Annotated in this window: 16 protein-coding genes; 10 read left to right on the forward strand and 6 right to left on the reverse strand. The window is 67.0% G+C overall.

Annotation, left to right across the window (positions count from 1 at the left end; genetic code table 11):
• Positions 1–15: 15 nt before the first annotated feature.
• The 10 genes from KTC28_RS13800 to KTC28_RS13845 all read left to right on the forward strand — a co-directional run bounded on the left by KTC28_RS13800 (position 16) and on the right by KTC28_RS13845 (position 14,033).
• Complete coding sequence (locus tag KTC28_RS13800; RefSeq protein ID WP_216707716.1) at positions 16–1,953, forward strand: autotransporter assembly complex protein TamA; 1,938 nt, start codon at positions 16–18, stop codon at positions 1,951–1,953.
• On the forward strand, positions 1,953–6,086 hold the full coding sequence (locus KTC28_RS13805) for a translocation/assembly module TamB domain-containing protein (protein ID WP_216707717.1): 4,134 nt from the start codon (positions 1,953–1,955) through the stop codon (positions 6,084–6,086). Before KTC28_RS13800 ends, KTC28_RS13805 begins: the two co-directional genes overlap by 1 nt.
• Positions 6,087–6,260: 174 nt before the next feature.
• A complete protein-coding gene (locus tag KTC28_RS13810; protein WP_255602037.1) occupies positions 6,261–7,322 on the forward strand; it encodes a lytic murein transglycosylase in 1,062 nt (353 codons plus the stop codon).
• Positions 7,309–8,133 (forward strand): septal ring lytic transglycosylase RlpA family protein, encoded by an 825-nt coding sequence (locus KTC28_RS13815; RefSeq protein WP_216707718.1) that lies wholly within the window; start codon positions 7,309–7,311, stop codon positions 8,131–8,133. The genes KTC28_RS13810 and KTC28_RS13815 overlap by 14 nt, the downstream gene beginning before the upstream one ends.
• 23 nt (positions 8,134–8,156) lie before the next feature.
• Entirely contained in the window at positions 8,157–9,320 is a 1,164-nt protein-coding gene (locus KTC28_RS13820) for a D-alanyl-D-alanine carboxypeptidase family protein (protein ID WP_439650101.1), read from the forward strand.
• Positions 9,317–9,937, forward strand: coding sequence for a dTMP kinase (tmk, locus tag KTC28_RS13825; protein ID WP_216707719.1), 621 nt, complete (start codon positions 9,317–9,319; stop codon positions 9,935–9,937). The genes KTC28_RS13820 and tmk overlap by 4 nt, the downstream gene beginning before the upstream one ends.
• Positions 9,934–10,959, forward strand: coding sequence for a DNA polymerase III delta subunit-related protein (locus tag KTC28_RS13830; protein ID WP_216707720.1), 1,026 nt, complete (start codon positions 9,934–9,936; stop codon positions 10,957–10,959). The genes tmk and KTC28_RS13830 overlap by 4 nt, the downstream gene beginning before the upstream one ends.
• Positions 10,946–12,490, forward strand: coding sequence for a methionine--tRNA ligase (gene metG, locus KTC28_RS13835; protein WP_216707721.1), 1,545 nt, complete (start codon positions 10,946–10,948; stop codon positions 12,488–12,490). Before KTC28_RS13830 ends, metG begins: the two co-directional genes overlap by 14 nt.
• Positions 12,490–13,272, forward strand: coding sequence for a TatD family hydrolase (locus KTC28_RS13840; RefSeq protein ID WP_216707722.1), 783 nt, complete (start codon positions 12,490–12,492; stop codon positions 13,270–13,272). Before metG ends, KTC28_RS13840 begins: the two co-directional genes overlap by 1 nt.
• Positions 13,269–14,033 carry an MBL fold metallo-hydrolase gene (locus KTC28_RS13845; RefSeq protein WP_216707723.1) on the forward strand — a complete coding sequence of 255 codons (765 nt, stop codon included), beginning with the start codon at positions 13,269–13,271 and terminating at the stop codon, positions 14,031–14,033. Before KTC28_RS13840 ends, KTC28_RS13845 begins: the two co-directional genes overlap by 4 nt.
• A 91-nt stretch (positions 14,034–14,124) precedes the next feature.
• Here KTC28_RS13845 and KTC28_RS13850 read toward each other — a convergent pair whose 3' ends face one another.
• From KTC28_RS13850 to KTC28_RS13875, 6 genes are all read right to left on the reverse strand, one after another.
• Complete coding sequence (locus KTC28_RS13850; protein ID WP_216707724.1) at positions 14,125–15,264, reverse strand: DSD1 family PLP-dependent enzyme; 1,140 nt, start codon at positions 15,262–15,264, stop codon at positions 14,125–14,127.
• Entirely contained in the window at positions 15,261–16,544 is a 1,284-nt protein-coding gene (locus KTC28_RS13855) for a D-arabinono-1,4-lactone oxidase (RefSeq protein ID WP_216707725.1), read from the reverse strand. Before KTC28_RS13855 ends, KTC28_RS13850 begins: the two co-directional genes overlap by 4 nt.
• A gap of 60 nt (positions 16,545–16,604) precedes the next feature.
• Entirely contained in the window at positions 16,605–17,267 is a 663-nt protein-coding gene (locus tag KTC28_RS13860) for a TetR/AcrR family transcriptional regulator (RefSeq protein ID WP_216707726.1), read from the reverse strand.
• A 25-nt stretch (positions 17,268–17,292) separates the two neighbouring features.
• Complete coding sequence (locus KTC28_RS13865; RefSeq protein WP_216707727.1) at positions 17,293–18,456, reverse strand: MFS transporter; 1,164 nt, start codon at positions 18,454–18,456, stop codon at positions 17,293–17,295.
• Positions 18,457–18,652: 196 nt separating this feature from the next.
• Positions 18,653–20,701 (reverse strand): TonB-dependent receptor, encoded by a 2,049-nt coding sequence (locus KTC28_RS13870; protein WP_216707728.1) that lies wholly within the window; start codon positions 20,699–20,701, stop codon positions 18,653–18,655.
• A gap of 80 nt (positions 20,702–20,781) precedes the next feature.
• The gene (locus KTC28_RS13875; protein WP_216707729.1) at positions 20,782–21,663 is read right to left on the reverse strand and encodes an alpha/beta hydrolase; all 882 of its coding nucleotides are present in this window, start codon (positions 21,661–21,663) and stop codon (positions 20,782–20,784) included.
• Positions 21,664–21,675: the final 12 nt, after the last annotated feature.

Raw genomic sequence — 21,675 nt, forward strand, 5'->3', positions numbered from 1 at the left:
GGCATTGGACGCCGGATGATTCGACCGGGCGATCTTACGCTGCTGGCGGCGGCGCTGATCGCGGTGCCGGGACAAGCACAAACGGCAGCAGCGCCGGTCGAAATGCGGGCTCCGGGGGCGCCCGCGACCGACCCCGAACTGTTGCGCCCGCTGACGCCGCTCGCTGATTTCACCGTCGAGCCTGTTGCTCCCCCGACGGCGAGCGACGGCAAGCCGGTCGTAATCCACTACGACGTCAGCGTCGCCGGCATCGCCGCAACCGGGGTCGGGGATCAGTTCGACGCGCTTTCGACGCTGCGCGAGAACGGCCGCAAGAGCGAAAGCATGGCGCAGGTCGCGATCCGCGCCGACGAAGACGTCAAGCTGCTCGAAAAGCTGCTCCGCGCCGACGGTTATTTCGACGCACAGGCCGATTCGGCGATTACCCCGGTGCCGGGCGACGCGGCGCGGCTCAAGGTGGTGCTGACAGCGACTCCGGGCGAGCGCTACCGGCTGACGACGATCACCCTGACTGGTCCGGCGACGGTGCCGCCGCTGCTCGCGCGGTCGGCGTTCAAGCTCCAACCCGGGGCGCCGATTGTCGCCATCGACATCGAAAGCGCCGAAGCGAACATCAAGTTGCGGCTGCCCGAGCAGGGCTACCCGTTCGTTACGCTCGGCCAGCGCGATATCGTCCTCGACGACGTCACCCACGGCGGTGACTATACGTTGCCGGTCGCGCCGGGCGTGCGATCGCGCTTTGCCGGCATTCGGCTCGAAGGCGACCCGGTCCTACCCCCTGCGCACGTCGCGGTCATCGCCCGCTTCAAGCCGGGCGAGTTGTATGACAACCGCAAGGTCGACGACCTCCGCCGCGCGCTAGTGGCGACGAGCCTGTATTCGTCGGTGTCGATCGAGCCGGTGCCGCCCGCCGATAGCGCAGTCGACAGCGACGGCACCGCGCCGGTGGACCTGCTCGTCAAGGGCGGGCGCGGGCCACGGCGGACGCTGAGCGGCAGCGCGGGCTATGCCACCGGCGAGGGCGTCAAGCTCCAGGGATCGTACATCAACCGCAACCGCTTCCCGCCCGAAGGCGCGCTCGAATACGACGTCATCGCCGGTAATCAGCTGCAGTCGCTCGGCGCGAGCTTTCGCCGCTCGAACGCCGGGCAGCGTGACCGAAGCTTCCAGGCGTCGCTGACCGCGGCCAACCAGGATTTTGCGGCGTATAACGCCAAGACCGTGACGCTCGCCGCGTCGCTCGCGCGGCTGAGCACGCCGATCTGGCAGAAGCGCTGGACGTGGTCGGCGGGGCTCGAACTTACCGCGTCGCGCGAGCATGACTTCGACGAGTCGCGCTCGACGTCGGATGCGCGACTGTACGGTATCGTCGCGGTGCCATTGCAGCTCGGTTTCGACAGCAGTGACAACCTGCTCGACCCGACCCGCGGTTTCCGCGTCACCATCCGCAACAGCCCCGAGCTCAGCTATCAAAGCACGGTGTTCGGCTACGACCGCAGCCAGATCGAGGGCACCGCGTATCGCCGCGTCGGCAAGAACATTGTCCTCGCCGCGCGCCTCCGCACCGCCGAGATCGTCGGCGCGTCGACCGCCGAGATCGCGCCGACGCGGCGTATCTATGCCGGCGGCGGCGGTTCGGTCCGCGGCTTCGGCTATCAGGAGCTTGGCCCCAAGGACGCGACGAATGCCCCGATCGGCGGGCGCAGCTCGGTCGAGTTCGGCACCGAGGTCCGCTACCGCTTCGGCAATTTCGGCGTCGTGCCGTTTCTCGATGGCGGGCAGGTGTACGATGCTTCGCTGCCCAAGTTGACGGGGCTCCGCTACGGAGCGGGCATCGGCGGGCGCTATTACACCAACTTCGGCCCGCTGCGTTTCGACGTCGCGACGCCGCTCGGACGCAAGCCCGGCGAGTCGCCGGTGTCGGTCTACATTTCCATTGGGCAGGCTTTCTGATGGGGCGGATTGTCGCTCGCATCTTCCTCGGCCTGCTGCTGCTGATCGCGCTGCTCGTTGCGGCGGTCGTCGCGATCGACACCGGTCCGGGGCATGGCCTCGTGACGCGGCTGATCGCGGGCCTCAAGCCGGCGAACGGGATGCGTTACGGCGTCGGCGCGATCGACGGGTCGATCTACGGACGGATGACGTTGCGCGACGTCGTCGTCAGTGACCTAAAGGGCGTCGTTGCGACGATCCCGGCGGTGACGATCGACTGGCATCCGGGGTCGCTGGTCCACAAGAAGGTCGCCGCCGACCTGATCGCCGCCGATCTCGTCACCGTCCTCCGCCGTCCGGAATTGATCCCGCAGCCCGGCCCGCTGCTTCCCGACATCGATATCGCGATCGGGCGCTTCACCGTCCGCCAGCTTGTCCTCGAGGCCCCCGTCACCGGTAAGCACGAGGTCATCGCGCTGAGCGGGGATACCGATATCGCCAGCGGCCGGGCGAAGGTGAACGCCGACGTCACCGCGGTCACCGGCGGCGACCGGCTCACGGTCAAGCTCGACGCGGTCCCTGACGCTGATCGCTTCATGGTCGACGCGCATCTGATAGCCCCCACCGGCGGTGTGGTTGACGGCTTCGCCAAGCTTCGCAAGCCGATCACTGCCGATGTCGGCGGGAATGGAACGTGGACCGCGTGGCAGGGCAAGGCGAGCGCGACGCTCGGCGGCAGTCCGCTGGTTAATCTCGCGCTGACCGCGAACGCCGGGAAGTTCACCGCGGCCGGCAAGGCTCGCCCGGGCCTCGTCGTGCCGTCGGTTGCGAAACTGACCGACCCGGCGGTGGCGATCACGGCAAGCGCGGTTGCGGCCAACCGCATCCTCGACACCGATATCCATCTGTCGTCGCCTGCGCTCGACCTGACCGCGCGCGGCAAGCTCGATCTCGGGGCGGGGCGCTACGACGGGGTGAAAGTCGATGCGCGGCTGCTCAAGCCCGATGCGGCTATGGCGAGCGTCACCGGCCGCGACGTCCGCGCCGCGCTCGCGCTCGACGGGCCGTTCGCAACCCCGACGATCGACTATACCGTCACCGCCGCCGCGCTTGGCTTCGGCGCGAACGGGGTCGAGAACCTCAGCGCCAAGGGCGTCGCCACGGTCGATGCGAAGCAGATCCGCCTGCCGCTGCATTTGACGGCAAGCCGGGTCACCGGGGTCGACGCCGCGGTCGGCGGGCTGCTGCGGAATGTCCGCATCGACGGCGACATCTTGGTCACGGCGACGCAGGTTGCATCGGACAACCTGCGTCTGCGGTCGGACCAGATCGACGCGACCGTCGTCGCCGCGCTGACGCTCGCGACCGGTGACTACACCGCCGCCCTTAAGGGCCGGATCAACCGCTACGTCGTCGCTGGCGTCGGGATCGTCGATCTCGTCACCGATGCAAGACTTGTCCCGGCGGGGAAGGGGCAGGTCGCGCTCAAGGGTAATGTTCGCGCGACGACGCTGCGGATCGACAACCCGTCCGCGCGCGATTTTCTCGGCGGCAACGCGGTCGCGACGGCGGTGATCGAGCGCGCGCCGAACGGACTAACCAGCGTCGGCTCGCTTCGGGTCACCGCGCCGAAGTTCCGCATCACCAACGGGCGCGGAACCTACCGTAGCGACGGGCGGATCGCCTTCACCGCCAGCGGATCACAGGCGCAATACGGCCCGTTCAGCCTCGACGCGAGCGGCACCGTCGCCAAACCGCAAGTCACGCTCCGTGCCAAGCGACCCAACGTCGGCGTCCAGCTCAGCGACGTCGTCGCGACGCTCAAGCCCGCGCCCGGCGGCTATGCGATCACCGCGAGCGGCGGTAGCCCGTACGGGCCGTTCGCGGTCGATGCCGGATTGCGCGTCGGCAAGGGGCCGCTGGTGGCGAATATCCGCCGAGCCTCGCTTGCCGGGCTGATCGTGACGGGCGAGGTCGCCGCGACACCCGCCGGACCGTACACCGGGGCGCTTAACCTGACCGGGCCGGGGCTGACCGGATCGATCCGGCTTGCGGCGGCGGGCAAGATCCAGCGCGCCGACGTTACCCTCCATGCCGCGAATGCGCGGATTCCCCTCCCTGAGCCGCTGTTGATCGCGGCGGGAGATGCGACCGCGACCGCGATGCTTTATCCCAATGCGCCGCAGGTCAACGGGTCGGGCAGCTTCACCGGCATCCGCCAAGGATCGCTGGCGATCGCGCATGCCAAGGCGAGCGGCGATTATCGCGGCGGCAGCGGGCACATCGACCTCGCCGCCGACGGCACCAGCGGTGTGCCGTTCACCATCGCCGCCAACGCCGCGCTGACGCCGTCGGCGATCAAGGTCGACGGCCACGGCACGATCAGCGGCGTGGCGGTCCGCCTCGCCGCGCCCGCCGCAATCGCCCGCACCCGCGACGGCTACCGGCTGCTCCCGGCGACGATCGTCCTGCCGAATGGACGGATCATTGTTGCGGGCAGCAGCGGCGCGACGACCGCGCTCGATGCCCGGCTCGACGCGGTCGACCTGGGGCTATCGGAGGCGTTCAAGCCCGGTCTCGGCCTCGGCGGCAAGGCGTCGGGCACGATTACCGCGACGCTGCCCGCGGGTGGTGGCGTGCCGACCGCGAACGTCAATTTGACGATCGCCGGGTTCAACCGTGCCGGGATCGCCAGTCTGTCGACCCCGGTCGATATCGCCGTGCTCGGTGCACTCTCGGCGAGCGGGGGCGAAGCGCATGCGGTGCTGCGTCGTGCGGGCCTTGTGCTCGGGCGCGCAGAAGCAAGATTGGCGTCGATACCAGCGACCGGCGCGGGCTGGTCCGACCGGCTGATGGCGGCTCCGCTCACCGGCGGCGTCCGCTATAACGGCCCGGCCGAACTTCTCTGGGCGCTCGGTGGCATCTCCGGCCAGCAGTTGAGTGGCCCGCTGGCGATCGGCGCCGACTTCTCAGGCCACATCGGTGCGCCGCAGGTTCGCGGGCTGCTCCGCGGCAAGGGATTACGCTATGAAAACAGCGCATACGGCACCGTCGTCGACCAGATCGACCTCGACAGCCGGTTTAACGACACCCGCCTCGACATCGTCAGTCTGACCGGGCGTGCCGGGGACGGCGGCACCGTCAGCGCATCGGGCTATGCCGACCTCGCCGCCGACAAGGGCTTCCCGATCGACATTCGCGTCAAGCTGGCGAAGGCGCGCCTCGCCCGCAGCAAGGCGATCGAGGCGACGGTCTCGGGCACGCTCGCGGTGACCAACGACAAGGCCAAGGGCGCTTTAATTGCAGGCGATCTCGTCCTCGACCGAACCCGCTACAACATCCTCCGCCCCGCCGCCGCCGAGGTGGTCGAGCTCGACGGCGTCCGCCGCAAGAATGCCGCGCCGGTCGTGGTCAACCCTGCCGCCGGGCCGCCGAACGTGTTCAAGCTCGCGATCAAGGTCAACGCGCCGAACCAGATCTTCGTCCAGGGCATGGGTCTCGAGGCCGAATGGCGCGCCGCGCTCACCGTCGGCGGCACCGCCGACACCCCGGTGATCGTCGGCTCGGTCAACCTCGAACGCGGCACCTATGCCTTCGGCGGTCGGCGATTCGACCTGTCGCGCGGCATCATCCGCTTCGCCGGCGAGGTTCCGCCGAACCCGACGCTCGACATCGAGGCGACGACGACGGTCGACGGGCTGACCGCGACGATCGACATCACCGGCCGCGCTTATGCGCCCGAGATCGCCTTCTCCTCGACCCCCGCGCTCGCGCAGGACGAGGTGCTGTCGCGGCTGTTGTTCGGCAGCTCGATCGCCGCGCTCACCCCGACGCAGGCGCTCCAGCTCGCGTCGTCATTGAACACGCTGCGCGGCAGTTCGGGCGGCGGCTTCAACCCGCTCGGCACCTTGCGGAAGGCGACCGGGATCGACCGGCTGCGGCTGCTCGGGGCCGATAATACGACGGGCGCGGGTCCGTCGGTCGCGGCGGGCAAGTATATCAGCAACCGGATTTACGTCGAAGTGACGACCGACGCGAAGGGCTATAGCACGACGCAGCTGGAGATCGGGCTGACGCGGACGCTGCGGCTGTTGTCGGCAGTCAGCTCGTTCGGAACGTCGAATGTTGGATTGAAATACTCGCGCGATTACTGACCGAGGCTCTGTCCTACACAGCCCCGCCTATGTCATGGCCTCGCCGTCGCGCGGAACTATAGGAAATCTTGTCAGCGTAACGCGTACGAAACGAGATGCGTTTGGTGTTACCTATGTAAACTCAGCCATCAAAAGCGCGTTGGCCGCGGGCAGGGGGTGTGGCATCAGACGCGGGTGAAGCGCCTCATCCCACTCGCAATCTGCTGTCTCCTCCTCGGCAGGCAGGCCTCGGCGCAGGTCGTCGCGCAGCCGGTTCCCGACGAGGCGGTGTCAGATCGTGACGGAGATTTTGCTGCGTGGGTCGCTGGTTTTCGCGCCGCCGAGATCGCCAAGGGTGTATCCCCGGCCGCGCTCGATAGCGTAATTGGCGGCCTCCACTACTCGCCCCGCGTCGTCGAGCTCGATCGCGCCCAGCCCGACGACAGCGGCCGGATCGCCCTATTTTCCGACTATGTCGACAAGCGCGTCGAGCCGGTCCGCATCGGTCGGGGCCGGTCGGTCGCCGAGGCGATGGCGGCCGATCTCGCGGCCAACGAAGCGACCACCGGCGTCCCAGCGGCGATCGTCCTCGGCATCTGGGGAATGGAGTCGAGCTACGGCGCGGTCACCGGCAACTTCGACATTCCGCGCTCGCTGGCGACCTTGGCCTTCGACGGACGGCGCCGCGCGCTGTTCACCAAGGAGCTCGAAGCGACGGTTAGCATCGTCGAGCGAGGGCTGATCGGGCGCGACCGGCTGACCGGGTCATGGGCGGGCGCGATGGGCCAACCGCAGTTCCTGCCGTCATCTTACCTCAAATACGCCCGTGACGCCGACCATGACGGCCGCGTCGACATCTGGGACTCGCGCCCCGACGTCGCGCTGTCGATCGCGACCTACCTCGGCACCAGCGGCTGGAAGCGCGGGCAGGGGTGGGGGTTGCCGATCATCGTCCCCGCCGGGTTCGACCGCGCCAAAGTCCGCAACCTCGTCGCCCCGACATCGTGCACCCGCGTCTATGAAAAGCACAGCCGCTGGATCCCGGTGTCGGAATGGAAGGCACTCGGTTTCGTCAGCGCGACCGGCTGGGGCGCTGCCGGCACGTCGGCCGACGACACCCTGGCGACGCTGGTCGAGCCAGACGGTCCCGGGGGCCGCGCTTTCCTGACCTTCGGCAATTTCCGCGTCCTGCTCGCCTACAATTGCTCCAACTTCTACGCCCTGTCGGTCGGACTCCTCGGCGATGCGCTGCGCTAGGGCGGCCCTGCTTGCGGTCGCGGCCGCTGGCTGCGCGACGCATCGGCCCGAGGTCGCGCATCGCCCGGTTGCGGCTCGCCCCGCCACCGCGCGCGCTGCACCCTCGACCCCCGATGGCCGCGTCAAGATCGGCCAGCCGTACATGGTGCTCGGCCACTGGTACACGCCATCGGACGACCGCAGCTACGACGTCACCGGCATCGCCTCATGGTACGGCCCCGGCTTTCATGCGCTATCGACCGCAAGCGGCGAGCGCTACGACCAGGATGCGATCTCGGCGGCGCACAAGACGCTGCCGCTGCCGTGCTACGTCGAGGTATCGAACCTCGACAACGGCCGCACCCTCGTCGTCCGGGTCAACGACCGCGGGCCCTTCGTCGACGGCCGGATTATCGACCTGTCGCGGCGCAGCGCCCAGCTCCTCGGGGTCGATCGCCCCGGCACCGCGCACGTCCGCGTCCGCCGGGTCTTCCCCGACCAGAGCGTCATCGCCTCGCTAGCACCCCCGCCCGCGCCACCACCACCGCCGGTCACCGCCGAGCCGCCGCCGGTGCCGGTCGTCCTCCCCGCCGCAACGCCGGGAACGGTCTTCATCCAGGTCGCCGCCGTCTCCGACCAGGGCCGCGCCGAATGGCTGATCGGCTATCTCCAGCAATACGCGCCGACCATCATCGCCCGCTCGCCGTCGGGGCTGTGGCGCGTCCGCCTCGGCCCGTTCGCGACGCGCGATGCCGCCACGCCGATACTGGCGCAGGTGCAGGCGGCGGGCTACACCGACGCCCGCACCATCGTCGCCGTCCCCGGCGCCTGATCGCCACCGGAGTATTCGCCCTTATGCGTCCCCTGATCCTCGTCCTGCTGATGTCGGCGACCGCCAGCACCGCCGCCGTCCCGGTGATGCCAGCCTTCGACACCCCTGCGCCGTATGCGTACATGAAGGACCTTTCGAACGGCATGGTCCTGCTCGACAAGGGCGCAGACACGCCGATGCCGCCGGCGTCGATGGGCAAGATGATGACCGTCTATGTCGCGTTCGACATGATCACCCGCGGCGAGGCGAAGCTCGACCAGAAGGTCACCGTCCGGCCCGAGACATGGACCAAGTGGCACTCGCAGGGCTCGACGATGTTCCTGTCGGTCAACGAGCAGGTCAGCGTCGAGAACCTGCTTCACGGTATCATCACCCTGTCGGGCAACGACGCCTGCGTCACGCTCGGCGAAGGTCTCGGCGGGACCGAGGATCAGTATGTGGCGCTGATGAACCGCGCCGCCGCCAAGATGGGACTCAAGGGGTCGCACTTCGCCAACACCAACGGCTGGCCCGACCCGAACGAGATGGTCACCCCGCGCGACCTCGCGATCATCGCCGAGCGGACGATCAAGGACTTCCCGGCGCTCTACAAGAAGTTCTACGGCACCCCGTCGTTCACCTGGGGCAAGACGCTCGGCAAGGGCGACGACATCACCCAGGCCAACCGCAACCCGCTGCTCGGGCGAGTCGCTGGAGCCGATGGCTTGAAGACCGGGCATACCGAGGAAGCAGGCTATGGCTTCACCGGCTCGGCCGAGCAGGACGGGCGGCGGTTGGTGCTCGTCCTCGCCGGGCTCAAGTCGTTCAACGAGCGCATCTCCCAGTCGGTCGCGTTCATGGAATGGGGTTTCCGCGCGTGGACCCAGCTGCCGCTGGTCAAGGCGGGGCAGGAAGTCGGGCGTGCCGAGGTCTGGATGGGCGCGGCAAACGACGTCGGCCTGACCGGGGCGACCGACCTCAAGATCACCGTCCCGCGCGGATACGGTGCCGAGCGCAAGGTGACGCTTGTCTATGACGGCCCGATCAAGGCGCCGATCGCCAAGGGCCAGAAAATCGCCGAACTCGTCGTCACCACGCCCGGCCTGCCGACCGCGCGCCTGCCGCTCGTCGCGACCGAAGCCGTTGCCGTTGCCGGTCCGTTCGGGCGCGTCGGCAGCGCGTTCCGCCACCTCGTCATGGGGAAATGACGGGCAGATTCATCACGCTCGAAGGCGGGGAGGGGGCGGGCAAGTCGACCCAGGCGGCGCTCCTCGTCACCGCGCTTCGTGCCGAGGGGCTGGAGGTCGTGGCGACGCGCGAGCCCGGCGGAACTCCGGGTGCCGAAGCGATCCGCGCGCTGATCGTCGAGGGCGACCCCGACCGCTGGAGCGCGCTGACCGAACTGCTGTTGGTCAATGCTGCCCGCGCCGACCATGTAGCCCGCCTGATCCGGCCGGCGCTCGAACGTGGGGCATGGGTCGTGTGCGACCGCTATGTCGATTCGACGCTTGCGTATCAGGGGGCGGGGAAGGGTGTCCCGCGTGAAGCGCTGATAGACCAGCACCGGCTGGCGACGGGCAATCTGTGGCCCGACCTGACGCTGGTGCTCGACCTGCCGGTCGACCTCGGCGAGACGCGCGCCATCGGGCGCGGCCGCCTCGACCGCTTCGAACTCACCGGAGGCGGGTTCCACGACCGCGTCGCCAAGGCCTTCCGCGCCTCGGTTGTCGATGACCCCGCGCGTGTCCGGCTGATCGACGCGACCCGCGACCCTGCATCCGTTGCCGCCGCGATCTGGGCCGAAGTCGAGCCGCTGCTCGCGTGATCGCCGGACACACCGAGCAGGGGCAGGCGCTCCGCGATGCCTTCGCCGCTGGGCGGATGCACCATGCGTGGCTGCTCGCCGGACCGCGCGGAGTGGGCAAGGCGAGCTTCGCCCGCGCCGCCGCCGCATGGGTGTTGGCGCGCGCCGCGAGCGGCGGGACTGCCGACGACAGCTTCGAACTCGACTACGACCACCCCACCGCACGGCTGCTCGCGGCGGGGAGCCACCTCGACTACCGCCTTGTCGAGATCCTCGAGAACCCCAAGACCGGCAAGATGCGCCCCGGCATTTCGGTCGACCAGTTCGTCAAGTCGGACTCGACGATCGGCGAACCGCTCGCGTCGATCTTCCGGACCAAGCCCGCGCTGTCGGACTGGCGGGTGATCGTCGTCGATGCCGCCGACGACCTCAACCGCAACGCCGCCAACGCCTTCCTCAAAAACCTCGAGGAGCCGCCGCCGAATACCTTGTTTCTCGCGATCAGCCATTCACCGAGCCGCCTGTTGCCGACGATCCGCTCGCGCTGCCGGGTGCTGCGCTTCCAGCCGCTCGCCGACCCCGAGGTCGAGGCGGTGATCGGCCGGCTGTTGCCCGACCTGCCCGATGGCGAACGCGCCGCGCTTGTCGCTGCTGCCGAAGGGAGTCCGGGACGGGCGATGCAACTCGCCAGCGCGAACATCGCCGGGCTGGTCGCCGATCTCGACGCGCTCGCCTCGGCCCCGGCGGCAATGGCGGCGGGGAAGGCGCTGGCGGTCGCACGCAGCCTGAGCAGCAAGGCCGCGACCCCGCGCTACGAGGCCTTCCTCGGGCTGGTCCCCGCCTACATCGCCAGCGCGTCGCGCGATCGGACGGGCGCGCGGCTTGCACGGGCACTGGCGCTGTGGGAGAAAGCGAACACGCTCGCGGCGTCGGCGCTCGGGCTCAGCCTCGATCCGCAGAGCGTCGCCTTCGAACTCGCCGAACTCGTCGCCGGACTTGCCACGCCGTCGCGCAATCCGTTGGATGCCCATGAAATCGCCTGACAAATATTACATCACGACGGCGATCGCCTATCCCAATGGCAAGCCGCATATCGGGCATGCCTATGAGGCGATCGCAACCGATGCGATCGCACGGTTCCACCGGCTTGCGGGGCGCGACGTCACTTTCCTGACCGGCACTGACGAGCACGGCCTTAAGATCGCGCAGGCCGCACGCGCCGCCGGGATCGCCCCCAAGGCGTATGTCGACGACATGGTCCAGGCATTCCAGACGATGTCGACGGTGTTCGGCATCAGCCACGACCGTTTCATTCGTACCACCGACACCGACCATGCCGCCGCCAGCCAGGCGTTGTGGCGGGCGATGCGCGACGCGGGCGACCTGTATCTCGACCGCTACGAAGGCTGGTACTCGGTTCGCGACGAGGCCTATTACGACGAGAGCGAACTGATCGACGCGACGGGGGCCGACGGCAGCCCGACGCGTCTGTCGCCACAGGGCACCGCGGTCGAATGGACGATCGAGGAAAGCTGGTTCTTCAAGCTGTCGGCGTATCAGGACCGGCTGCTCGACTGGTACGACAGCCACGCCGAGTTCATCCAGCCATCGAGCCGATTCAACGAGATGCGCAGCTTCGTTGCCGGCGGACTGCGCGACCTGTCGATATCCCGGACGAGCTTCGACTGGGGAGTGCCGGTGCCTGAAGCGCCCGGCCACGTCATGTACGTCTGGGTCGATGCGCTGACCAATTACCTGACCGGGGCAGGGTATCCCGCTGCCGGATACGACGCGACATGGCCCGCCGACCTTCATGTCATCGGCAAGGACGTCGTCCGCTTCCACGCGGTCTATTGGCCGGCGTTCCTGATGTCGGCGGGGCTGGCGCTGCCGACAACGGTGTTCGGTCACGGCTTCATCCTCGACCGCGGCGAGAAGATGTCGAAGTCGCTCGGCAACGTCGTCGATCCGCTCGAACTCGCCGATACATTGGGGGTCGATCGTCTGCGCTGGTTCCTGCTCCGCGACGTCGCATTCGGCGACGACGGCAGCTACAGCCACGCCGCAATCGTCGAGCGGACCAACGCCGACCTCGCCAACGGCATCGGCAACCTCGCCCAGCGATCGTTGTCGATGATCGCCAAGAACTGCGATGGCCGCCTGCCCGATCAAGGGGTTGGCGGACCGGCCGAAGATGCGCTCGCAGAAACGTTCAGCGAGCATGCCGCGGTCTTCATGGCGGAGATGAATGCGCTCAAGCTTCACCGCGCGCTCGAAGCTGTGATGACCATGGTCACGGCTGCCAACGTCTATTTTGCCGATGCTGCGCCTTGGGCGCTCAAGACGAGTGACCCGGCGCGCATGGCTGCAGTGCTCGCGGCGGTGGCCGATGCGACGCGACGGATTGCGATCCTCATCCAGCCGATCATACCCGGCGCGGCTGCCCGTCTGCTCGACCAGCTCGGTGTCGCTGCCGAAGCGCGCCGGTTCGCCGATCTCGACGTTCGCGTCCAGGCCGGAACACTGCTGCCAGCGCCTACCGGTGTCTTCCCGCGCTGGGTGGAGCCGGCCTGATGTTCGTCGATTCGCACTGCCACCTTAATTACAAAGGCTTGCGCGAGGATCAGGACGGGGTGATCGAACGCGCGCGGGCGGCCGGTGTCGGGACGATGCTCGGCATTTCGACGCGGGCAGGGGAGTGGAACGAGGTCGTCGCGCTCGCCGACGCGCACCCCGACATCTGGGCGACGATCGGCATCCACCCGCACGAGGCCGACGCGCACCCTGAGGTCGATGCGGCCCGACTGATCGAGGCCGCGGCGCACCCGAAAGTCATCGGCATCGGCGAAACGGGGCTCGATTATTTCTACGACCAAAGCGACCGCGACCAGCAGCGGACGAGTTTTCGGTCGCACATCGCCGCATCGCGGGCGACCGGTTTGCCGCTGATCGTCCATACCCGTGACGCCGAGGATGACACCGCCGCGATCCTGGCGGAGGAAATGGCGGCTGGGTTTTTCCTTGGTGTCATCCATTGCTTTACGGCAAGCGCGGCCTTTGCCGAACAGGCGCTTGCACTCGGTTTCTACATCTCGCTGTCAGGAATCCTGACATTCAAAAATGCTCGCGACCTGCAGGCGGTTGCAGCTACGTTGCCCGAAGATCGTATCCTCATCGAGACCGACTCGCCGTTTCTCGCGCCGGTGCCGATGCGCGGCAAGGTCTGCGAACCGGCGTATGTCGCTCACACCGCGACTGTCCTCGCCGGGCTCCGCGGCGTCGATGTCGCCAAACTCGCCACGCAAACCAGCGACAATTTCTTCCGCCTGTTCTCGAAGGCAACGCGCCCGGCATGAAAGTCACGATCCTCGGCTCGGGGACCTCGAGCGGCGTTCCGCGGATCGGCAACGACTGGGGCTACTGCGATCCGGCCGAGCCGAAAAATCGGCGGCGGCGGGTGTCGCTGCTCGTCGAGCATGACGGCGCAACGATCGTTATCGACACGGGACCCGACTTCCGCGAGCAGATGCTGGCGGCGAACGTCCAGCGGCTCGACGCGGTCCTCTACACTCACGACCACGCCGACCACACCCACGGCATCGACGACTTGCGGCAGTTCTTTCATCTGATGAAAGAACCAGTCGCGTGTTATGCCAGCCCGGTGACATGGGACGTCTTGATCCCACGCTTCAGCTACGTTTTTGCCGGGACGGCGTTTTATCCGGCGAGCGCGACCGCCAATCCCATGCCGCCGATACTCACCGTTGGCGGCATAAATATCCGGTCGTTCAATCAAAACCACGGGAATATCGACAGCCTCGGATTTCGCATCGAGACTGCCGGCAAGGCGATCGCGTACTCGACCGATGTTAAAGTGCTGCCGCCGGAATCTGAAGCGTTCGTCCAAGGCCTTGATCTATGGGTCGTCGACGCGCTCCGCCAGAAGCCGCATCCCACACACAGCCACCTCGACCAGACGCTTGGCTGGATCGCCAAGGCCAAACCACGGCACACGATCCTGACGCACATGGATAATTCGATGGACTATGCGGCCTTGGCTCGATCGCTACCGGATGGAATTGAGCCGGGTTTTGACGGACAGACGATCACCATCTGATACACGCGATTTAACATAATACATATTATCGGATATTTTTGTTCGTGGAGTTGCCGATGTTCGGGCCGGTCGCATCAGCCGGCCTCCTCGCCTAGCGCGACCGGCCGCGTGCCGCCACCGGCCACAACGCCCGCAGCGTATCGCCCTGTACGACATGATAAGTGTCGTACAGATTGACCGTCGGGTCGCAGTGCGGCGCGGCGAACGTGACGATCTCGGCTAGCCCCGGCACCTTGCCTTCGGGGACGATCAGCGCGCCGTGCTCGTCGCCCATGAAGAAATACTTCGATCCATCGGGCGCTCCAGCGAGGACCAGCGGCGGGTCGGCGTCGGTCGAGAATGCCTTGAAGCCGCCGTCGACGGTCGCCATGCCGGTCGCATTGTTGCTGACGACCCGGGTGTCGATCATCAGCGCGGTCTCGAACGGTGAGCCGCCCTCGTCTCCGGTCAGGTCGCATGCAAGATACTGACTATCCATGAAGACATACGACCCGACCTGGAGTTCGGTGAACAGGTCGAGCGTCGCGTCGATCCGGTGGGTGCCGGTGCCGCCGCCGGTCACGATGTTTGGGGAGCCGCCTGCCCCGGTCAGTGCAGCGATAACCTCGCGGACGAAATTCGCGCGGTCGGTCATCGATGTTGCGCGGTCGGCATAACCCTCGATGTGCTGTTGCATCCCGCAATAGCATTGGACCCCGGTATAACTCAGCCCCGGCTCGCTGCGGATGGCCTCAAGCAGCTCGACCGCCGCAGCGGGAGAGCCGATGCCGGTGCGCCGGATGCCGGGATCGATGTCGATGATCACGCTCAGCGGTTTGCCGCCCGTTGCCGCACGACCGAGGGCGTGGACGTTGTCGACATTGTCGACGACGCACATCAGCCCATCGACGCGTGCATTGAGTGCAACGAGCCGCGCGATCGCCGGCGGCGACACCACCGGTGAGGTGATGTGCAGACCGTGGATCCCGCCATCGGCGAGCACCTCGGCTTCGCCGAGCTTGGCGCAGCACGCGCCGATCGCCCCTGCTGCAACCTGGCGGCGGGCGATTTCGGGACTCTTGTGGGTCTTGGCGTGGGGGCGAAGCTGGAGGCCGTTGGCGGCGGCAAATTCGGCCATCCGCGCGATATTTCGGTCGAGCGCGTCGAGGTCGACGACGAGCACCGGCGTGTTGAAATCGCGTCGCGAACCCTGGCGGTCGATCAAATGGCCGTGCAGCTCTTCGTCGGTCATGCGGTGGCTCCCTCGGAAATGCCGAACAGCGCGGACAGGTGATCGTTGGCGAACTTCGCTTGCGGATCGGCTTCGGCTCGGACGCGGAGATAATCGGGCGTCCGCGGGTACAGGCGGTGGACGTCGGCGGTGGTCAGCGTGTGCCGCTTCGCCCAATGCGGCCGCCCGCCGCCGCGTTGGAGGATCGTCTCCATCTCGGCGAACGCCGCGGTCCACGGCATCTTGGCGTATTGGTGGAACGAGATCGACGCGCACGGGCCGTTGTTGAACGGGCTCATCCAGATATCGTCGGCGGCGGTCAGGCGGAATTCGAAGGGAAACGCGATCGGCATGCGCTGGCGCCGGATATGCGCGATCGCCTCCTTGAGCACACCGATGCCGTTCGCGCGCGGCAGTTCGTATTCCATCTCCTCGAAGCGGATCGTGCGTTCGGAGGGGAATATCTTGTACGCCGGACCGACGCGCCGCGTGGGTTTGGCCGACGCGCGCATCATCAGCCGCTGGAGCGTCGGGATCATGCGGTTCGCGGCAGCGCCAAGGTCGCAGACCAGCCGGAAGATCGTCTCGTCGATGTCCTTGCCGTCCTGGTAGTCGCCCTCAGGCTCGACCGGGTGGAGCGTCTTGAAGATGACGTGGTCGGAATAGGGAAAGACGAAGAACTCCATGTGCCGGGTAGCCGCGCCGAGTTCATCGATGCGCTCGGCGATCTCGGCCAGCGGCCGCCGTTCGACGCGCTCCTCGAGGTGGTACGCCGGGACGACATGTATGCGGATCGCCACCGCGACGCCGAACAGGCCGAGCGAGAGGCGCTGCGCCTCGTATAATTCGGTGCGCTGGTCCGGGCCGCATTCGACGATCTCGCCGTTGGCCTGCATGAGCCGAAAACCGCACGCCTGCGTCGCGATGCTGCCGAGATCGGCACCCGTCCCGTGAGTGCCGGTGGCGGTCGCACCGGCAAGCGATTGCGGGTTGATGTCGCCCTGATTGATTAGCGACAGGCCTTCCGCCCACAGCGCCGCGGTGAGCCGGTCGAGCCCCCACCCCGCCGGCGCCCAGACCGTGCGGCGGTCGGGCGCGACCTCGATACTGCCGTCGTAGCCAGCGAGGCTGATCAGCGTGCCCTCGGTCGCGCACAATGGCATGAACGAGTGTCCTGCACCGACGACACGAACCTTGCTCGCCTGGACGACGAGACTCGCAAGTTCGTCTGCCGATTTGGGACGGGCAACGCGCGCCGGCTCGGCAACGACACTTCCCGACCAGTTTTGCCACTGGCTCACTGCCAACTCCTCGTATCCGCAATTACGATAGCTATAACTACTGTTCTTGCAAGCTGCCCTTTAGTCGAAGGTATCGAAATAAATCGCGAACAGGCGGCAGACCTCGACATTGAGCAACTCGGCATCGCGGTCCGGTTCCTCGACAACCATCTCGCCCGCAGCATAGCTCAATTCGATCATCATCCGCATCGCGACGCGCAGCCGTGCCTCAGGGGTGTTCGGATAGCGCGCACGCACCGCGTCGAGAAAGCGATCGGCGATCATGTCGCGCGAGGTAAAGCGCAGGCGCTGGAGCATCGGCACCGCGCGCAACGCCCGCCCGATCGCGGCGCCGCCAGGGAAGCGGCGGGTGATCGCGACGACCTCGCGCTGGAGCTCGACGCTCTTGCCCAGTCGCTCGTCGCTCGTCCCGTCGAGACCGCCGCGATCGAGCCAGTCGAGCACCGCGCGATCCTGCTCGTCCATCAGCCGATCACCGAGGACCTTGAGGATAGCGTATTTGTTCGGGAAGTAGCGGTAGAGCGCCGGCGGCGTCAGCCCGGCGCGTCCGCAAATCGAGTTGGTCGTCAACTGCTCGAAACCGACCTCGCGCAGCATCTCGCCAGCAGTGGCAAGAACAACCTCATAAGTATCGAGCGACCGCGCCTGTGTCGGCTGAAGCTTGGTCGCGAGAGGGATCTCCGCAGGCTTTTGTATCGCGATCGCGGCCGTGTTTGATGGCATCGCCAACTCCAGTGTTTGGCGACTTCTAGCCGATCGGGTCGACACGCGGGCGGGTCAAATGCAGTGCTGCGACGATGACTGCGCAGATCGCGGCGATCCCCGCCGCAAGATACAGGCTCCCGCGCACATCGCTATCGGTGACGACGAGCGAGGCAAGGAACGGCCCTGCCCCGCACCCGAGCAACGATGCGCCCGGCCCAAGGATCGCGGCGCGGCGCGTCGGGTCGGCCTCGATCGCCATCGGCGTGAGATAAGGGGCGGAGAAAATCCATAGAAAGCCAAACGCCGCCGACGCGGCGAGGAACACGACGGTCGACGGTAGTGTCGCGAAGACGCCAAGCAACACGATCATGCCGATCAGCGATCCGACCAGCGCCCACAGCCACGCGATCCGCCCCGCCGCGATCGTCGCCAGCGTTCCGCCCGCGACCTGCGCGCCGAGCGACAGCGAAATCGCCAACCCGGCCGTGCCCGCAGCGTGCCCCGACTGACGCGATAGCGGCTCGACATAAATCCACGCCGCCAGGATGAACGCCTGGAAGCAGAAAGTCGCCGCGAGGGCGACCCAGCCGCGCGCTCCGGGCAGTCCGCGCGGATTGTCGGTCGCTGGCAGCGGGGCGTAGGACGGCGGCACGGCTACCCCGACAATCGCCGACACCAGACCGACCGCGGCCAGCGCGAGAAAGCCGCCGTTGACGCCGAACGGACCGATAACGAATGCGGTGATCGCCGCGACCATGACGAGCTGCGCAAGCGTCTGGACTGTCAGATAGAGTCCGGCACCGCGTTCAGGGCGCGGCGAGCGCACGATTAGCCCGGTCACCAGCCAGATCATGATGCCGCTCGGCAGCCCGGCGAGACCGCGCACGAGTGTCAGCATATCGCCGGAAACTCTGATCGTCGCGACGTTGAGCGCTGCAAGCAGCAGGCCGCAGACGACCGCGATGACCCGCAGGTGACGGGAGCCGAACACGGCCCCTGCAAGGCCAGCGCCGATACCCATCGCCAGCAGCTCGACCGTCCCCGCCTCGCCAAGCTGCGTCGCGCTGAGCCGGTGCGTCGCCTCGAGTCCGCCGAGCAGCAGCGGTCCGACGCCGGCGAACAGCACGCCGACGATGCCGACGACATACGCCGCGACCTGCTGACCGACCGGCGGCGGCGAGCCGATCCAGGCTCCCGCGGCGGTCAATATTTGAAGCGGAGATACAGGCCGTAGGTCCGCGGCTGGCCGACGCTGAAGATATCGAAACCGAGGCTGGGGACTGGCGTGATGTCGACGATGTTGGTCGTGTTGAAGATATTGCGACCGAAGACGCCGAGCTCGTAGCGGCTCTCGCCCAGTCGCCAGCCGACCTGCCCATTGACGAAGATGCGCCGCGGATCGCTCAGCCGCTCGGTGTTGGCGGTGTCGAAGAAGACCTTCGAGCGGTAGGTAAAATCGAGCTGCCCGACGAAGCTGCCGACCGGCAGGTCGTGTTCATAGTGTGCGGTGCCGTTGACGCTCGCCTTGGGTGCCGACGGCAAGGTGTTGCCCGAGTAGCTCGTCCCGGCCGAGACGAAGTTGACGTATTCGGCGTGGAGTAGCGAGACGCCGAGCGACAGTCGAGCCCGGTGAACGGCGTCGCTTCGAACTCGGCCTCGCCGCCGTAGATTCGGGCCGCCGACGCGTTGGTGAACAGCTGGACCGTCAACAGCCCGCGCTGGACCGTCGTATAAACCTGCAGGTCTTTGTAATCGTAATAGAATGCCGAGAAGTTGGCGCGCAGGCGATTGTCGAAGAACTGGGTCTTGGCCCCGATCTCATACGCGTTGACCTTCTCGTCGCGGTACGGTCCAATGTCGGCGGGATCGGTCGTCTGGCCGCTGAAGAACCCACCGCTTTTCGAACCGCGATTATAGCTGGCATACAAATTGATGTCGTCGGTCGCCTTATACTGGATGCCGACCCGGCCCGACAGCGACTTGAATGTCTTGCTCTCGTCGAAGGTGAAGATCGGGATCGCGCCGTTCTCGGCCTCGCTAACATAATGGAACGACTTGTGGTCGCTGGCGAAGCGCAGTCCGCCGGTCAGCGTAAGCCGCGACGTCACGTCGTAATCGACCTGCCCGAACACCGCATAGCTCGTGGTTTTCTGGTGTAGCGGCCAGCCGAACAGACCGATGCTGTTCGCCACGTCGGCCCCGCCTTGGTTCTCCGGCGTCGGATCGCGCAGCGCCCGGAGGATGTCGTATTGCGAGCGGTTGTCGAGGTCGTCGTACGAGAAATAGCCGCCGAGAACGTAGCGCAGCGGGGTCTTGCCGTTCGACTGCAGCCGGACCTCCTGGCTCGTCGTGTTCTGCCGCGCGATGTAGCTCGCGGTGAAGATCGGCAGCGGGTTGGCGTCGGTCTCCTCCTGGTCGTTCCGCGCCGCATGCTGGTAGCCGGTCACAGACACCAGCGACACCGGGCCGAAGTCGTACGTCAGCGTATTCGTCGCCGCGAACAGCCGCACGACATCCCGGCCGAGGAACTGATAATCGCCGGCGTAAAGGTTCTTGCTGGTGTTGGCATAGCCGAGGACGTTGGTGCACTGGCCCGACGTGTAGAACGCCGGCGCGCAAAGCCCATCGGCACCCGTTGCGGCGGTCGTTTGCGGCAATATCGATCGGTTATACGCGAGGATCGAGCCGCCGTGCGACTGGTTGGCGCTAACCTTCAGGTCGTCGGTCAAATTGTCGGTCGGACGCCAGCGCAACGCGCCGCGGATCGCCCAGCGGTTGGTATTATTGCCGTACCGCCCGCTTGTCCGGTCGAGGGTATAGCCGTCGTCGCGCGCATACAGGCCCGAAACGCGCGCGGTAAGCTTGTCGCCCGCGATCGGTCCGCCGACCCCACCCTCGAGATTGACCGCATTGAAGCGGCCATAGTCGAGCGACGCATCGGCGGCGAGGCTGTCCGATGGGGCCTTGGTGGTGACGTTGATCGCGCCGCCAGTGGTGTTGCGACCGTACAACGTTCCCTGCGGCCCGCGCAGGACTTCGACCTGCTGAAGGTCGTAGAACGAGGCGAGCTGCGCCAGCGGCGAGGCGATATAGACGCCGTCGACATAGATGCCGACGGCGCTGTTAGTCGACGGGTTGAAGTCGTTGACCCCGACGCCGCGAATGAAGATGCGCGGGTTGGCGGCGTTGTCGTCGGTCTTGATCTGGAGCCCAGGGGCAAGCCCCGACAGGCCAAGCAGGTTCTCGACGCGCTTGTTCTTCAGCGCTTCGGCGGTGATTGCCGTGATCGCAATCGGGACTTCCTGCAGGTTTTCCGATCGCTTTTGCGCAGTGACGACAATATCCTCGACACCGGCTGCGACGGCCGGGGCGGCAGCGGGTGGAGCTTGCTGCGCCAACGCCACACTGGCGACCGAGACGCTGGCTAGAAAGCAGACCGGAAGCTGACGCATCGAACACCCCGCATGACGATCGCGTTACAGTAGCCGTGACTACCGTTTCCGCAAGCGGCATTTGCAGGGCATGGCGGCACCTAGCGCGGCAAGGTTCTGCGCAGGAATGACGTCATCGTGTCGAGGACGTCGGCCTTGCCGCGAAACGGTTTCGATAACGCGAGCAAAAGGCCGACATGGCCGACGCCGGGATATTCTTTCTCCTCGACCTTCGCGCCCTTGAGGCGGAGCGCTGCCGCCAGCGCGCGGCTGTTGCGCGGACGAACGACGTCGTCGGCGTCACCGGTCAAAAGCAGCGCGGGCGGGGCATCGGCGCGGACGAAGCTGATCGGCTGGGTCGCCCTCGGGTCGGGTGCCTTGCCGAACGCCGCGATCGCCGACGGCTGGTCGAACGGCAGGAAGTCGTACGGCCCCGCCAGACCGACCACGGCTTTGATCGCCCCGGCTGCTCCGGCCGCAGCGATATAGCGCCCGTCGAGCGCGAGCATCATCGCGATATGCGCGCCCGCCGAATGCCCAGCGACTGCGATCCGCCTCGGGTCGCCGCCCGACGCCGCGATGTGGTCGACCGTCCAGCGCACCGCCGCCGCGCCGTCGTCGATAAATGCCGGGAAGCGGACCTTCCGCACGAGGCGATAATCGGGGACGACGACGACGAAGCCACGCGCCGCGATCGCCCGCGCGGCAAACACATAACCGCCGCGATACCCCGAGTTCCACCCGCCGCCGTAAAAGAAGATTACCACCGGCAGCGGCGCGGTGGCATCGGCCGGGGCGTAGACGTCGAGCCGCTGGCGCGGATCGCTCCCATACGCCGCGCCGTCGATACGCTTGACCACGCCGCCATCGCCCGGGGTCAGGGCGTTCAACCGGTTAAGCGTCGCGAGGTTGTTGCACCCCGCAAGCGCGACGGCGGCCCCAGCACTGGTGGCGATGATGAGCGTGCGGCGGGAGATCGTCATGTCGCCATCTTG

Origin of the sequence: Polymorphobacter megasporae, assembly GCF_018982885.2 — a bacterium.
GTDB lineage: Bacteria > Pseudomonadota > Alphaproteobacteria > Sphingomonadales > Sphingomonadaceae > Polymorphobacter_B > Polymorphobacter_B megasporae.

Coding starts and splice junctions, on each gene's coding strand:
- KTC28_RS13850 (WP_216707724.1), bottom strand. CDS start 15,264: ATGACCGACGAAGAGCTGCACGGCCATTTGATCGACCGCCAGGGTTCG.
- KTC28_RS13860 (WP_216707726.1), bottom strand. CDS start 17,267: ATGCCATCAAACACGGCCGCGATCGCGATACAAAAGCCTGCGGAGATC.
- KTC28_RS13875 (WP_216707729.1), bottom strand. CDS start 21,663: ATGACGATCTCCCGCCGCACGCTCATCATCGCCACCAGTGCTGGGGCC.
- KTC28_RS13805 (WP_216707717.1), top strand. CDS start 1,953: ATGGGGCGGATTGTCGCTCGCATCTTCCTCGGCCTGCTGCTGCTGATC.
- KTC28_RS13870 (WP_216707728.1), bottom strand. CDS start 20,701: ATGCGTCAGCTTCCGGTCTGCTTTCTAGCCAGCGTCTCGGTCGCCAGT.
- tmk (WP_216707719.1), top strand. CDS start 9,317: ATGACGGGCAGATTCATCACGCTCGAAGGCGGGGAGGGGGCGGGCAAG.
- KTC28_RS13820 (WP_439650101.1), top strand. CDS start 8,157: ATGCGTCCCCTGATCCTCGTCCTGCTGATGTCGGCGACCGCCAGCACC.
- metG (WP_216707721.1), top strand. CDS start 10,946: ATGAAATCGCCTGACAAATATTACATCACGACGGCGATCGCCTATCCC.
- KTC28_RS13840 (WP_216707722.1), top strand. CDS start 12,490: ATGTTCGTCGATTCGCACTGCCACCTTAATTACAAAGGCTTGCGCGAG.
- KTC28_RS13815 (WP_216707718.1), top strand. CDS start 7,309: ATGCGCTGCGCTAGGGCGGCCCTGCTTGCGGTCGCGGCCGCTGGCTGC.
- KTC28_RS13800 (WP_216707716.1), top strand. CDS start 16: ATGATTCGACCGGGCGATCTTACGCTGCTGGCGGCGGCGCTGATCGCG.
- KTC28_RS13845 (WP_216707723.1), top strand. CDS start 13,269: ATGAAAGTCACGATCCTCGGCTCGGGGACCTCGAGCGGCGTTCCGCGG.